This window comes from Streptomyces sp. TRM64462, assembly GCF_013362995.1.
Classification (GTDB): Bacteria; Actinomycetota; Actinomycetes; order Streptomycetales; family Streptomycetaceae; genus Streptomyces.
This window is the reverse complement of the sequence record NZ_JABWDV010000445.1, coordinates 50,145-62,812: the sequence shown is the minus strand read 5'-3', so window position 1 is coordinate 62,812 and position 12,668 is coordinate 50,145. Positions and strand designations below refer to the sequence as shown.

Genomic DNA, 12,668 nt, shown 5'->3' with positions numbered 1-12,668 from the left:
GGGGCGGCCGCAGGGCCCGGGGCGGCCGCAGGGCCCGAGGCGGCCGCAGGGCCCGAGGCGTTCGCCGACCCCGGCCCGGAGCCCGCCGCGGAGCATGCCCCGGGGCCGGGCGTCGCCAACGGCTGGGAGCGCCGCGTCGCGGGCGGCCTGGCGTTCCTGCGGCGGCGCATCACCGGCGCGTACGAGGTCGACGAGTTCGGCTTCGACGAGGAGCTCACCGACCAGGTCCTGATGTCGCTGCTGCGGCCCCTGTTCGAGAAGTACTTCCGCGTCGAGGTGAAGGGCGTCGAGAACATCCCGTCCGACGGCGGGGCGCTGGTGGTGGCGAACCACTCGGGCACGCTGCCGCTGGACGGGCTGATGATGCAGGTCGCCGTGCACGACCACCACCCGGCGGGGCGCCATCTGCGGCTGCTCGCGGCGGACCTGGTGTTCGTGCTGCCCGTCGTCAGCGAGCTGGCCCGCAAGGCGGGGCACACCCTGGCGTGCGCGGAGGACGCGGAGCGGCTGCTGCGGCGCGGCGAGGTCGTCGGGGTGATGCCGGAGGGCTTCAAGGGCATCGGGAAACCGTTCAGCGAACGGTACAAACTGCAGCGTTTCGGGCGGGGTGGTTTCGTGTCGACGGCGCTGCGCGCGGGCGTGCCGATCGTGCCGTGCTCGATCGTGGGCGCGGAGGAGATCTACCCGATGGTCGGCAACGCGAAGACGCTGGCCCGGCTGCTGGGCTTCCCGTACTTCCCGATCACGCCGACGTTCCCGTGGCTGGGGCCTCTGGGCGCCCTGCCGCTGCCGACGAAGTGGACGATCCAGTTCGGGGAGCCGATCCCGACGGACGGGTACGCGCCGGAGGCGGCGGAGGACCCGATGCTGATGTTCAACCTGACGGATCAGGTCCGCGAGCAGATCCAGCACACGCTGTACAAGCTTCTGGTGCGGCGGCGGTCGGTGTTCTTCTAGCGGGTGGCTCCGGTACTCGGTACACAGACGTGATGGGCGCCGCTCCTGGTGGAGCGGCGCCCATCAACGGGTCCGTGCCTAGCGGGCTAGCGGGCGTCTTCCTCGTCGATGCCGAGGCCCGGGAGGATGCCCGGCAGGAGCGGCGGGATGGTGACGTCCGGGGCGGGGGGCAGCGGATTGTCCTGGCCGGGCTGCCCTGTCTGGCCGCTCTCGGAGGCCGACGGGGACGTCGTCGGGTCGCCCTGGTCGAGGAGGCCGCCCGTGTTGCCGCCGAGGAGGCCCTCCGCGGGCGTGCTGCCCGACTGGGACGGTCCCGGCCGGCTGCTGCCGCCCGATGGCTGCGACTGCGGGCTGGACGGCGCCTGCCGGTCCGGGCTGGAGCCGCCGGGGGCGGAGGAGGAGCCGGACGTCCCGGAGCTGCGGCCGTTCTTCTCCGCCACGTCCGGGAGCTGCGCCTGGAGCGGCGCCACGTCCTCGTCTATGGCGTCGAAGACCGAGCTCACCTGGTCGCGTACGTCGGTGAGCTGCGGGGGCAGCCGGTCGCGCATGCCGTTCCACGTGCCGCGGTGGCTGCGGGCGAAGGAGTCGAGGGCGGCCATCGGTCCGATGCTGCCGTCCCGCTGGTAGGCGCGGCGCAGCAGGCGGTGGCCTTCGGTCACGTCGTGCTGCATGCCGTTGAGGGCGCGCCGGATCTCGCTGAGGGACTCGTGGTCGAGGTCGCCGACGCGGCCGCGGTCCATGAGGCGGCGGGCCTCGCTGAGCCGGGTCGACGCGTGGTCGAGGTAGATCTCTCCGCGGTCGGCGTCGTCGTCCGCCAGGCCGAGCTTGAGGTCTTCCATGCCGCGCTTCAGGCCGTACAGCGAGTCACCCGGGAGGGCGTCGGAACTGGCAGCGGCCACTCCGCTGAACGCGCCCGCGGCCACCCCCACAGTGAGGCCGCCGGCGGCGAGCCCCTTCGACCAGCGGGAGCGGGGCCGCAATTTCCGGAGGGCGGCGGCGCGGTGGGCGCCCCGGGCGCCCGACCTCCGCTGCTCCGGCACCGTAGGGTCCGCGGACGCACCGCCCGCGGCCGTGCCCTCCTGGAGCATGGCTTCCATGGCGGCGACGAGCTGTGCTCGCTGCACCACCTTCACTTCGGGGTCCAATTCCGGCTTCGGCAGCTCGCCGAGGCCGCTCGCCAGGGCCAACAGACGGCCCTGCTCGGTCCGTTCGGCCGACGCCTCGGGCTGCTGGGCCGCCTGATCTTCCAGGGCCTGGGCGAAGGCGTTCGCCCGCCGGTGCGCCGATACGTTCGCGATCACTGGCGGCACCTCCTCTCGTCATGACGGTCGACTCCCCGGGGGGTCCGGAAGGTTGCACACCTTGAGCACATCCACACGAACGAGTGAGTGGCTGTGGGTGGGGCGTGACCGCAGGGAGCCTGCTTCCCGCACAACGAGAGTCGCGGCACTTGGGTTACGCACGAAGGATGATCGGACCAGTGCGTCATGGGGTCGTTACCGATGGTGAGTTGGGGGCGGGGGCGGGGGCGGGTACCGGAGGGCGTCGCGTCAGCGGGCGTCTTCGGGGAGCAGGCGCGCCAGGGTGCGCACCGCGCGGTACTGGAGGGTCTTGATCGCGCCCTCGTTCTTTCCCATCACGCGCGCGGTCTCCGCGACGGACAGGCCCTGGAGGAAGCGCAGGGTCACGCACTCCTGCTGCTGCGGGTTGAGCTTGCGGACCGCCTCCAGGAGGGCCGCGTTCGAGAGGGACTCGAGGACGGAGTCCTCCGGGCTGCGCTCGACCTCGTTGGCATCGAGCATTTCGCCGGTGGTCACTTCCAGTCGGAAGCGGCTCGACTTGAAGTGGTCGGCGACCAGGTTCCGCGCGATCGTGACCAGCCAGGCGCCGAAGTCGCGCCCCTGCCAGGTGAACGTGGAGATACGGCGCAGGGCGCGCAGGAACGTCTCGCTGGTCAGGTCCTCGGCGGTGGCCTTCCCGCCGACGCGGTAATAGATGTAGCGGTAGACGGTGTCGCTGTACTGGTCGTACAGGCGGCCGAAGGCCTCGGCCTCGCCGGCCTGGGCGCGCTCGACCAGCTCCATCATGCGGGCGCTGTCGCTGTCGGCGGTGGGCCGGCGAGCGGTGGTCGAGGTGCCCGCGCCGCCCCGCCCGGCCCGTCTTCCGACGGCGGCGGCACCGCCGTCGGCCAGGGCGTAGCAGGGACCGGCGGGTGCCGGTACGGCAAATGCGGGGACGGCGTACGCGGTGGGGACGAAGCCGCGCAAGTGGTCGAGGACCGTTGCGCGCAGCGTAGCCAGGCCCGAGGCGTCAACCCCGACGTGTGGGTACACGGGACTCCCAGAGGCAGAGCTTCCATCACGTGCAGTAGCGGGACCGTTCACTCGTCATGGCGACGTGTGGGGGGTTCCGTATGCGTCTGAGGAGAATAACGCTTCGTGCAGGGAGCGCTACACCGAGTTGCTCAAATCATCGATTCAGTCGCTTCTGTTACGGCTAAGAGACGGATCGAGTCGCACTTAGTGACCGTTTATTGATCGGATTACTTCGGGATCTGTCTGCCCGCGCGCTGTGTTGTGGCCGAGTCCGCGGCGGTGGACTGGCGGGCGCGCGGCGCGGGTAAGACCCGTGAATGGCCGTACGCGGACGTAGGCGAACGTACGGGGACGTGCTCAGCGGCGGCGGCGGTGCAGGGCGACCGCAGCGGCCGTGCCGCCGGCCAGGGCGCCGACGCCCGCGGCGGCGGGGATGCCGACCTTGGCGGCCTTGCGGCCCGTCCGGTAGTCGCGCAGCCGCCAGTCCCGCTCCTTGGCGTACCGGCGGAGCTTGGCGTCCGGGTTGATCGCGTACGGGTGGCCGACCAGCGACAGCATCGGGATGTCGTTGTGCGAGTCGCTGTACGCGGCGCAGCGCTCCAGCTCCAGGCCCTCGGCCGCCGCCAGCGCCCGGACCGCCTCCGCCTTGGCGGGGCCGTGCAGGGGCTCGCCGACGAGCTTGCCCGTATAGACGCCGTCCACGGACTCGGCGACCGTGCCGAGTGCGCCGGTAAGGCCCAGGCGGCGGGCGATGATGGTGGCCGTCTCGACCGGGGCCGCCGTGACCAGCCAGACCTTCTGGCCCGCGTCCAGGTGGGCCTGGGCGAGCGCGCGGGTGCCGGGCCAGATGCGGTCGGCCATGTACTCGTCGTAGATCTCCTCGCCGATGGTCATGAGCTCGGAGACGCGGTGGCCCTTGACGATGGACAGGGCGCTGTCGCGGGCGTCCTGCATGTGCTCGGGGTCCTCGATGCCGGCGACCCGGAACCAGGTCTGCTGCCAGGCGAAGCGGGCCAGCTCGCGGCGCTGGAAGAACTTCCGCTTGTACAGGCCGCGGCCGAAGTGGAACAGGGCGGCGCCCTGCATGACGGTGTTGTCCAGGTCGAAGAAGGCGGCGGCGCGGAGGTCGCCCCGTACCGGGAACTCGGCTTCCGGCAGCGCCGGGGCCTCGGCGGCCGCGGCCTTGGTCTCGGCCTCCGCCTCGGCGAGGGCTTCGAGCTGCTGCGACGTCTTGCGTGCCGCCTCCGCCGCGGCCTCGCCTGCCAGCACGCTGCGCGCCGTGGCGGAGCGTCTACGGGGGGTGAGCCATCCCAGTGCGGCCATGACGTGAGCATAGCCAGTGTGTTCGGTCGCTTGTGTTGCGGCGGGGCTTCGGCAAGGCGTCGCCGCGGCGGACAATGGGCGGCATGTTCGGACGTGGACGTATGAAGAAGAGGGCAGAGGCCGCCGCCGGTCCGCGGACGGTCACGCTCATCGGCAAGCCCGGGTGCCATCTGTGCGACGACGCGCGCGCGGTGATCGAGCGGGTCTGCGCGGAGACGGGCGCGGTATGGGAGGAGAAGGACATCACGCGGGACGAGGAGCTGCACCGGGCGTACTGGGAGCAGATCCCGGTCGTGCTCGTGGACGGGGAGCAGCACACGTTCTGGAAGGTGGACGCCGAGCGGCTGCGGCGGGAGCTGCTCGGCTGAGGCCCCCGCGGGGCGGTGTCGGGGTGCTGTCGTGGTGCGGCGTGGTGGGCCCTGGGCGGCGTGGCCGGTTACCATCGTGTGCGTTTTGGTCGGTTTCGGGGGCGTGATCGTAAGGAGTGTGTACGGTTTTGCCCCCTTCGGATCTTCAACGCGCCGTGGCTCCCCCCGGTTCCGCGATGGCGCGATCGGCACGCGTGACCCCGGTCACTTTGCTCGGACAAAGCGGACATCATCTTTGTGCACGCGTTCACAAAGACATAGCCTGCTGTCGACGGGGCGGTCTCGGGACAGGCCGCCCGCAGCCCCGCTCATCCCGCAGGAGCACCGTGGCAACTGGCCGAACTCACCGACCGGCGACCCGTAGCCGAGGAATTCCCGAGGCCACCGTCGCCAGGCTTCCGCTGTATCTGCGGGCGCTCACCGCACTGTCGGAGCGCTCCGTGCCCACGGTCTCGTCCGAGGAGCTCGCCGCCGCCGCCGGAGTGAACTCGGCCAAGCTGCGCAAGGACTTCAGCTACCTCGGGTCGTACGGCACGCGTGGTGTCGGTTACGACGTCGAGTACCTCGTCTACCAGATCTCGCGCGAGCTGGGGCTGACCCAGGACTGGCCGATCGTCATGGTCGGTATCGGTAACCTCGGCGCCGCCCTCGCCAACTACGGCGGGTTCGCCTCGCGCGGCTTCCGCGTGGCCGCGCTGATCGACGCGGACCCGGCGATGGTCGGCAAGCCGGTCGCCGGCATCCCGGTCCAGTACATCGACGACCTCGAGAAGATCATCGAGGAGAACGGTGTGTCGATCGGCGTCATCGCCACCCCGGCCGGGGCCGCGCAGCAGGTCTGCGACCGGCTCGTCGCCGCCGGTGTGACGTCCATCCTGAACTTCGCGCCGACCGTGCTGTCCGTCCCCGACGGGGTGGACGTGCGGAAGGTCGACCTCTCCATCGAGCTGCAGATCCTCGCCTTCCACGAGCAGCGCAAGGCCGGCGAGGAAGGCGGGGTCGCCGAGGCGGCGGCCGCCGCCGCCCCGGTACCCGCCGTGCCGGCCACCGCCGTGCCGCCCGCCGCCCCCGTGCGTACGGGCGGCGGCTCCGAGCAGGCCCCCGGCCGGAAGGGACCCGACGGGGACATGCCCGCCGTGATGCCGGCATGAGCCTCCTCGTCGTCGGCCTCAGCCACCGCAGCGCGCCCGTCAGCGTGCTGGAGCGGGCATCGCTCGACCCCGACACGCAGAGCAAGCTGCTCCAGGACGCCCTCGCCGCCGAACCGGCCGCCGAGGCCGCCCTGCTGGCCACCTGCAACCGCATCGAGCTGTACGCGGACGTGGACAAGTTCCACGCCGGTGTCGCCGAGCTGTCCACGCTCCTCGCCCAGCACAGCGGCGTCGGCCTGGAGGAGCTCACCCCTTATCTCTACGTGCACTACGAGGACCGGGCCGTCCACCACCTGTTCTCGGTGGCCTGCGGCCTCGACTCCATGGTCGTCGGCGAGGGTCAGATCCTCGGCCAGATCAAGGACGCCCTCGCCCGCTCCCAGGAGCTGCACACCGCCGGACGGCTGCTGAACGACCTGTTCCAGCAGGCCCTGCGCGTCGGCAAGCGCGCCCACAGCGAGACCGGCATCGACCGCGCCGGGCAGTCCCTCGTCACCTTCGGCCTTGAGCAGCTCGCCGCCGGCAGCGCCGTCGACGCCTGGGCCAAGGGCAAGCGGGCCCTCGTCATCGGCGCTGGCTCCATGTCGTCCCTCGCGGCCGCGACCCTCGCCCGGGCCGGCGTCGACGAGATCGTCATCGCGAACCGCACCTTCGAGCGCGCCGAGCGCCTCGCCCAGATCCTCACCGAGCCCGGCACCGGTCACACGGGTGTCGCCGCGCGCGCCGTCGAGATGGCCGCCGTCGCCACCGAACTGCCCGCCGCGGACATCGCCGTGTCCTGCACCGGCGCCACGGGCCTCGTCCTCACCGCCCCGGCCGTCGAGACCGCCCTGGCCGGCCGTACGGCGCCGCTCGCGCTGCTCGACCTGGCCATGCCCCGGGACATCGACGCCGCCGTGCACCGCATGGTCGACGTACGGCTCGTCGACATCGAGTCACTCGCCGAGGCCTCCGCCGACGCGCCCATGGCAGGCGACGTCGACCAGGTCCGCGGCATCGTCTCCGACGAGGTCGCCGCGTTCGGCGCCGCCCAGCGGGCCGCGCACATCACGCCCACCGTCGTCGCGCTGCGCACCATGGCCGCCGACGTCGTGACCAGCGAGATGGCCCGCCTGGAAGGGCGCCTCCCCGGCCTCGACGACAAGCACCGCGCCGAGATCACCCAGACCGTGCGCCGCGTCGTCGACAAGCTGCTGCACGCGCCCACCGTGCGGGTCAAGCAGCTCGCCAGCGAGCCCGGCGGCGCCGGGTACGCGGACGCGCTGCGCACACTCTTCGACCTCGACCCGGAGACGGTCGCCGCCGTCTCGCGGGCCGACCTGAATGACGCCGACGTCAAGAACCGAGGGCGAGTATGACCGACAGGGCCCAGAGCACCCGGAGCACCGAGAGGGCGTTGAGGCTGGGGACCAGGCGCAGCAAGCTCGCCATGGCCCAGTCCGGGCAGGTCGCGGAGGCGGTCCGGAAGCTGACCGGGCGCCCGGTCGAGCTGGTGGAGATCACCACGTACGGGGACACCTCCCGCGAGCACCTCGCGCAGATCGGCGGCACCGGCGTCTTCGTCACCGCACTGCGCGACGCGCTCCTCGACGAGCAGGTGGACTTCGCCGTGCACTCGCTCAAGGACCTGCCCACCGCGCAGCCCCACGACCTGGTGCTCGCCGCGATCCCGCGCCGCGAGGACCCGCGCGACGTGCTGGTCGCGCGCGGCGGGCTGACGCTCGACCGGCTGCCGGACGGCGCGCGCGTCGGCACCGGCTCGCCGCGCCGCATGGCCCAGCTCAACGCGTACGCGCGCAGCCACGGCCTGCGGATCGAGACCGTGCCCATCCGGGGGAATGTCGACACCCGGATCGGATACGTACGGAGCGGGGAGCTCGACGCGGTCGTCCTGGCCGCCGCCGGGCTGAACCGTATCGGCCGGATCGACGAGGTGACCGACTTCCTTCCGGCCGACACCGTCCTGCCCGCACCGGGACAGGGCGCCCTCGCGATCGAGTGCCGGGCGTCCGACACCGGTCTCACCGCCGTACTCGCGCAGCTCGACGACGAGCACACGCGGGCCGCGGTCACCGCCGAGCGGTCCCTGCTCGCCGCCCTGGAAGCCGGCTGCTCCGCGCCCGTGGGCGCGCTGGCGGACCTGCCTGCCGGCTCCGGTGAAGAGCAGGATGTTCATGAGATGCGCCTGCGCGGCGTCGTCGGCACGACCGACGGCTCCACGCTGGTGCAGTTGTCCACCACCGGTCCCGTACCCACGTCGCACGACGACGCGGTGGCGCTCGGTCGCGAACTCGCGTCCGAGATGCTCGCCAAGGGCGCGGCCGGTCTTATGGGGGAGCGAGCACTTTGAGCCCCACCACTGCATCCAAGGCTTCCTCGGCGTTCTCCGCGTGCGGGCACGTCACCTTCCTGGGCGCCGGACCCGGTGATCCGGGGCTGCTGACTCTGCGCGCCGTGGAGGCGCTGGCAGGCGCGGACGTACTGATCGCCGAGCCTGATGTGCTCGACGTCGTACGCGGCCACGCCCGGGCGGGGGTGAGCACGCCCGAGCTGACGGTTGTTGACGATGCGTCAATGACCGCCGGAGTCCCCGTGTTGAGGGATGCCGCCAATCTTGTCATGGAGGCCGCGCGGAGCGGCAAGCGGGTGGTGCGTGCGCTGAGCGGCGACCCGGGGCTCGACGGCAACGCGGGCGCCGAGATGCTGGCCTGCGCCGCCGAGGGCATCCCGTTCGAGGTCGTGCCCGGTGTCGCCGCCGCCGTCGGTGTGCCCGCCTACGCCGGTGTCCCGCTGCGCGACGGCGAGGGCGCGGACGTGCGGTTCGTGGACGCCCGGACGGCGAGCGACCGCTGCTGGACGGAGGTCGGCGCGTCCGACGGGACCGTCGTCGTGTCCACCACCCTGGACGCGGTGGCCGCGGCCGCCGGTGAACTGGTGTCGGCCGGCCGTAAGCCGGACACCCCGATGACGGTCACCGTGGCCGGTACGACGACCCGGCAGCGCACGTGGACCGCGACGCTCGGCTCCATCGCGCAGACGCTGAAGCAGGCGAAGGTGCTGCCGTCGCCGGAGGGCCACCGGCCCGTCATAGCCGTGGTCGGTGAGCGCAGCGCGGCCGCCCAGCGCGACCAGCTCGCGTGGTTCGAGTCCAAGCCGCTGTTCGGCTGGAAGGTGCTCGTGCCGCGCACCAAGGAGCAGGCGGCGTCGCTCTCCGACCAGCTCAGGTCGTACGGCGCCGTGCCCAGCGAGGTCCCGACCATCGCCGTGGAGCCGCCGCGCACCCCGCAGCAGATGGAGCGCGCGGTCAAGGGCCTGGTCACGGGCCGGTACGAGTGGATCGCCTTCACCTCCGTGAACGCCGTGAAGGCGGTGCGCGAGAAGTTCGAGGAGTACGGGCTCGACGCCCGCGCCTTCGCCGGGATCAAGGTCGCGGCGGTGGGCGAGCAGACCGCGAAGGCGCTGATCGACTTCGGCGTGAAGCCGGACCTGGTGCCGAGCGGCGAGCAGTCCGCGGCGGGGCTGCTGGAGGACTGGCCGCCGTACGACCCGGTCTTCGACCCGATCGACCGCGTCTTCCTGCCGCGCGCCGACATCGCCACGGAGACCCTGGTCGCCGGGCTCATCGAGCTCGGCTGGGAGGTCGACGACGTCACCGCCTACCGGACGGTGCGCGCCTCGCCGCCGCCGGCGGAGACGCGTGAGGCCATCAAGGGCGGCGGTTTCGACGCGGTGCTGTTCACGTCGTCGTCGACGGTGCGGAACCTGGTGGGGATCGCGGGCAAGCCGCACAACGTGACGGTCATCGCGTGCATCGGCCCCGCCACCGCGAAGACGGCGGAGGAGCACGGGCTGCGGGTCGACGTCCTGTCGCCGGAGCCGTCCGTGACGAAGCTGGCGGAGGCGCTGGCGGAGTTCGGCGCGAAGCGCCGAGCGGCCGCGTTGGAGGCGGGCGACCCTGTGACGCGCCCCTCGGAGCGGCGCCCCGGGGCGCGGCGGCGTCGTACGACGACGTAACGGAACGGTTTGCCCTGCGGGGCGGGCCGGTACGCCCTGCGGGCGGGCGCACGGGTATGGGCACCGCCCGCGGGGGCTGTGCCCACCCGTTCCTCCCCCAAGCACTCCGTGCAGGGGGGACCCCCAGCGGAACGCCTGCCCACAGCGGTCAGCGGTGCAGCGGTGGGCTCGCCCCTGGGGCCGACATGGTGTCGGCAATTGCTGGGCTGTGTGCGGCGTAGCGTGGGCGTATGACTGTGTACGGATCCTTTCCCGGGGCGCGGCCGCGGCGGCTGCGTACGACGCCCACCATGCGGCGGATGGTCGCGGAGACGCGGCTGCATCCGGCGGACCTGATCCTTCCCGCGTTCGTGCGGGAGGGCGTCAGCGAGCCCGTGCCGATCAGCGCCATGCCCGGTGTCGTGCAGCACACCCGGGACACCCTGCGGAAGGCCGCCGTGGAGGCCGTCGAGGCGGGGGTCTCCGGGATCATGCTGTTCGGTGTGCCGGAGGAGGCGAAGAAGGACGCCGCCGGGACCGCGGGGACCGATCCCGACGGGATCCTCCAGGTCGCCATCCGGGACGTGCGGGCCGAGGTCGGGGACGAGCTCGTCGTCATGTCCGATCTGTGTCTCGACGAGTACACCGATCACGGGCACTGCGGAGTCCTGGACGCGGACGGGCGTGTGGACAACGACGCCACCCTGGAGCGGTACGCCGAGATGGCCCAGGTCCAGGCCGACGCCGGCGTCCACGTCGTGGGCCCCAGCGGCATGATGGACGGGCAGGTCGGAGTCATCCGCGACGCACTCGACACCATCGGCAAGGAGGACGTCGCGATCCTCGCGTACACCGCCAAGTACGCCTCCGCCTTCTACGGCCCCTTCCGCGAGGCCGTCGGGTCCTCGCTGAGCGGCGACCGCAAGACCTACCAGCAGGACCCCGCCAATGTGCGCGAGTCCCTGCGGGAGCTGGCGCTCGACCTCGACGAGGGTGCCGACATGGTCATGGTCAAGCCGGCCGGGCCCTACCTCGACATCCTCGCGAAGGTCGCGGACGCCGTGGACGTGCCGGTCGCGGCGTACCAGATCAGCGGTGAGTACGCGATGATCGAGGCCGCCGCCGAGAAGGGCTGGATCGACCGTGACGCGGCCATCCTGGAGTCCCTCACCGGCATCCGCCGCGCGGGCGCCCAAATGATCCTCACCTACTGGGCGACGGAGGTCGCGCAGCGGATCGCGGGACGGGCCGGCTAGCAGCCACGGCCTAGGGGCTGTCGCCGGCTATGGCCTTGCCTGTGGTGTCGTACAAGGTCACGTTGCCGGCCCACGGGGCTCCGGTGTCGCGGTACGGAGTCGTGGCGTACCAGGCGCCCCAGCCCGGTCTGCCGGGGAGTTCGACGAGGGTCGCGGTCGTCCGGGTGCCGTCTCGGCCGGTCAGCTCCATGCGTCCGGCGTTCTTCGCGTAGTAGACGCCGACGTGGAAGCCCCCGTGTGAGTAGTGGCTGAAGTCGGGGATGGGCGGGCCCTCCTGGGAGCTGTCCGAGAAGTCCTCGTAGCCGTCGGGGCCCGACATGTGCAGGCCCTGCTGCGTCAGCCGCAGCGTCCAGCCGTCCGCCGGCTTCACCTGGTCGCCCGGCGCCACCACCGTGGGCCCTCCGGCCGGGACCGGCGGGGCGGGGGAGGTAACGGCGGGCCGGCTCGGTGAGGGCGGGGTGGCCGGCGGGGCGGAAGGCGAACTCGTCGTCTGGACGAGGGCGATCGTGACCGCCGTCACCACGGCGGCGCAGCCGACCGTCAGGACCGCCTCCCTGCGGCGACGGCGGGCGCGGCCCGCACGCCGGACTTCCGCCAGCGGCACCGGACCGGGGGTGATGTCGTGCGCGGCGTCCGCGAACACCGCACGCAGGGCCCGGTCGCTCGCCTCGGTATCTGCTTCGGACTCTGAGGTCATCGCTGTGCTCCGCTAGGGGCATCGGGGTGCGGGTGGGGGTGGGCGTGGGGTGCGAACGCCGGGTGGGCGCGCAGCGCTTCCAGACCACGCCGGGCGTGGGTCTTGACCGTACCGACCGAGCAGTCGAGCACCTTCGCGATGTCCCGTTCGTGCAGGTCCTCCCAGTAGCGGAGCACCATCACGGCGCGCTGGCGGGGAGTGAGGTCCGCCAGGGCCTGGAGGAGGGCCGTGCGCTGCTCGACCGTCTCGGCGTGGCCCGCGTGCGCGTGCCGGGCCGACTCGGGCAGTAACGGTGTCAGCAGGTGCGCGACGCGCCTTCGTCTGAGCCGGCTGATGTTGTTGTTGACCAGGGCGCGGCGAACGTACAGGTCGACCTCGTCGCGGGGGATCCTCCGCCAGTGTCCGTAGACCTTGGCCAGCGTCGTCTGGACGAGGTCCTCCGCCTCGTGGAAGTCGCCCGTCAGCAGTTGCGCCGTGCGGACCAGGCGGGGCCACGCCGCCGTGGCGAAGTCGGCGAAGTCGACGTCGATGTCCTCGGAGGCGGGCTCGTGCGGCACGGTGGAAGTCCTCGTGATCGGACGGCGACGGCGTGACGGGGGCGGGGGACG

12 protein-coding genes are annotated in these 12,668 nt (G+C 72.3%); 7 read left to right on the top strand and 5 right to left on the bottom strand.

Annotation, left to right across the window (positions count from 1 at the left end; translation table 11 throughout):
* On the top strand, positions 1-957 hold a 957-nt coding region (locus HTZ82_RS28740), incomplete at its 5' end, for a lysophospholipid acyltransferase family protein (RefSeq protein WP_254712184.1).
* An 86-nt stretch (positions 958-1,043) separates the two neighbouring features.
* Here HTZ82_RS28740 and HTZ82_RS28735 read toward each other — a convergent pair.
* The 3 genes from HTZ82_RS28735 to HTZ82_RS28725 all read right to left on the bottom strand — a co-directional run bounded on the left by HTZ82_RS28735 (position 1,044) and on the right by HTZ82_RS28725 (position 4,595).
* Positions 1,044-2,258 (bottom strand): DUF5667 domain-containing protein, encoded by a 1,215-nt coding sequence (locus HTZ82_RS28735; RefSeq protein ID WP_175412302.1) that lies wholly within the window; start codon positions 2,256-2,258, stop codon positions 1,044-1,046.
* A gap of 249 nt (positions 2,259-2,507) precedes the next feature.
* On the bottom strand, positions 2,508-3,290 hold the full coding sequence (locus HTZ82_RS28730) for an ECF subfamily RNA polymerase sigma factor, BldN family (RefSeq protein ID WP_175412301.1): 783 nt from the start codon (positions 3,288-3,290) through the stop codon (positions 2,508-2,510).
* A gap of 339 nt (positions 3,291-3,629) precedes the next feature.
* Positions 3,630-4,595, bottom strand: a complete 966-nt coding sequence (locus tag HTZ82_RS28725; RefSeq protein ID WP_175412300.1) for an HAD family phosphatase — start codon at positions 4,593-4,595, stop codon at positions 3,630-3,632.
* A gap of 101 nt (positions 4,596-4,696) precedes the next feature.
* Between HTZ82_RS28725 and HTZ82_RS28720 the strand changes: the two genes are divergently transcribed.
* The 6 genes from HTZ82_RS28720 to hemB all read left to right on the top strand — a co-directional run bounded on the left by HTZ82_RS28720 (position 4,697) and on the right by hemB (position 11,363).
* Positions 4,697-4,963, top strand: a complete 267-nt coding sequence (locus tag HTZ82_RS28720) for a glutaredoxin family protein (RefSeq protein WP_254712183.1) — start codon at positions 4,697-4,699, stop codon at positions 4,961-4,963.
* Positions 4,964-5,289: 326 nt separating this feature from the next.
* On the top strand, positions 5,290-6,114 hold the full coding sequence (locus HTZ82_RS28715; protein ID WP_175412299.1) for a redox-sensing transcriptional repressor Rex: 825 nt from the start codon (positions 5,290-5,292) through the stop codon (positions 6,112-6,114).
* Positions 6,111-7,472 (top strand): glutamyl-tRNA reductase, encoded by a 1,362-nt coding sequence (locus tag HTZ82_RS28710; protein ID WP_175412298.1) that lies wholly within the window; start codon positions 6,111-6,113, stop codon positions 7,470-7,472. Before HTZ82_RS28715 ends, HTZ82_RS28710 begins: the two co-directional genes overlap by 4 nt.
* Positions 7,469-8,464 (top strand): hydroxymethylbilane synthase, encoded by a 996-nt coding sequence (gene hemC, locus HTZ82_RS28705; RefSeq protein ID WP_175412297.1) that lies wholly within the window; start codon positions 7,469-7,471, stop codon positions 8,462-8,464. Before HTZ82_RS28710 ends, hemC begins: the two co-directional genes overlap by 4 nt.
* Complete coding sequence (locus tag HTZ82_RS28700) at positions 8,461-10,128, top strand: bifunctional uroporphyrinogen-III C-methyltransferase/uroporphyrinogen-III synthase (RefSeq protein ID WP_175412296.1); 1,668 nt, start codon at positions 8,461-8,463, stop codon at positions 10,126-10,128. Before hemC ends, HTZ82_RS28700 begins: the two co-directional genes overlap by 4 nt.
* A 230-nt stretch (positions 10,129-10,358) precedes the next feature.
* On the top strand, positions 10,359-11,363 hold the full coding sequence (gene hemB / locus HTZ82_RS28695; RefSeq protein ID WP_175412295.1) for a porphobilinogen synthase: 1,005 nt from the start codon (positions 10,359-10,361) through the stop codon (positions 11,361-11,363).
* 10 nt (positions 11,364-11,373) lie between these two features.
* On the opposite strand, the gene HTZ82_RS28690 is transcribed toward hemB, so the two are convergent.
* A complete protein-coding gene (locus HTZ82_RS28690; RefSeq protein ID WP_175412294.1) occupies positions 11,374-12,060 on the bottom strand; it encodes a hypothetical protein in 687 nt (228 codons plus the stop codon).
* Entirely contained in the window at positions 12,057-12,617 is a 561-nt protein-coding gene (locus HTZ82_RS28685) for a SigE family RNA polymerase sigma factor (protein WP_175412293.1), read from the bottom strand. The genes HTZ82_RS28690 and HTZ82_RS28685 overlap by 4 nt, the downstream gene beginning before the upstream one ends.
* Positions 12,618-12,668 lie beyond the last annotated feature (51 nt).

Coding starts and splice junctions, on each gene's coding strand:
- hemB (WP_175412295.1), top strand. CDS start 10,359: ATGACTGTGTACGGATCCTTTCCCGGGGCGCGGCCGCGGCGGCTGCGT.
- HTZ82_RS28710 (WP_175412298.1), top strand. CDS start 6,111: ATGAGCCTCCTCGTCGTCGGCCTCAGCCACCGCAGCGCGCCCGTCAGC.
- HTZ82_RS28725 (WP_175412300.1), bottom strand. CDS start 4,595: ATGGCCGCACTGGGATGGCTCACCCCCCGTAGACGCTCCGCCACGGCG.
- hemC (WP_175412297.1), top strand. CDS start 7,469: ATGACCGACAGGGCCCAGAGCACCCGGAGCACCGAGAGGGCGTTGAGG.
- HTZ82_RS28690 (WP_175412294.1), bottom strand. CDS start 12,060: ATGACCTCAGAGTCCGAAGCAGATACCGAGGCGAGCGACCGGGCCCTG.
- HTZ82_RS28720 (WP_254712183.1), top strand. CDS start 4,697: ATGAAGAAGAGGGCAGAGGCCGCCGCCGGTCCGCGGACGGTCACGCTC.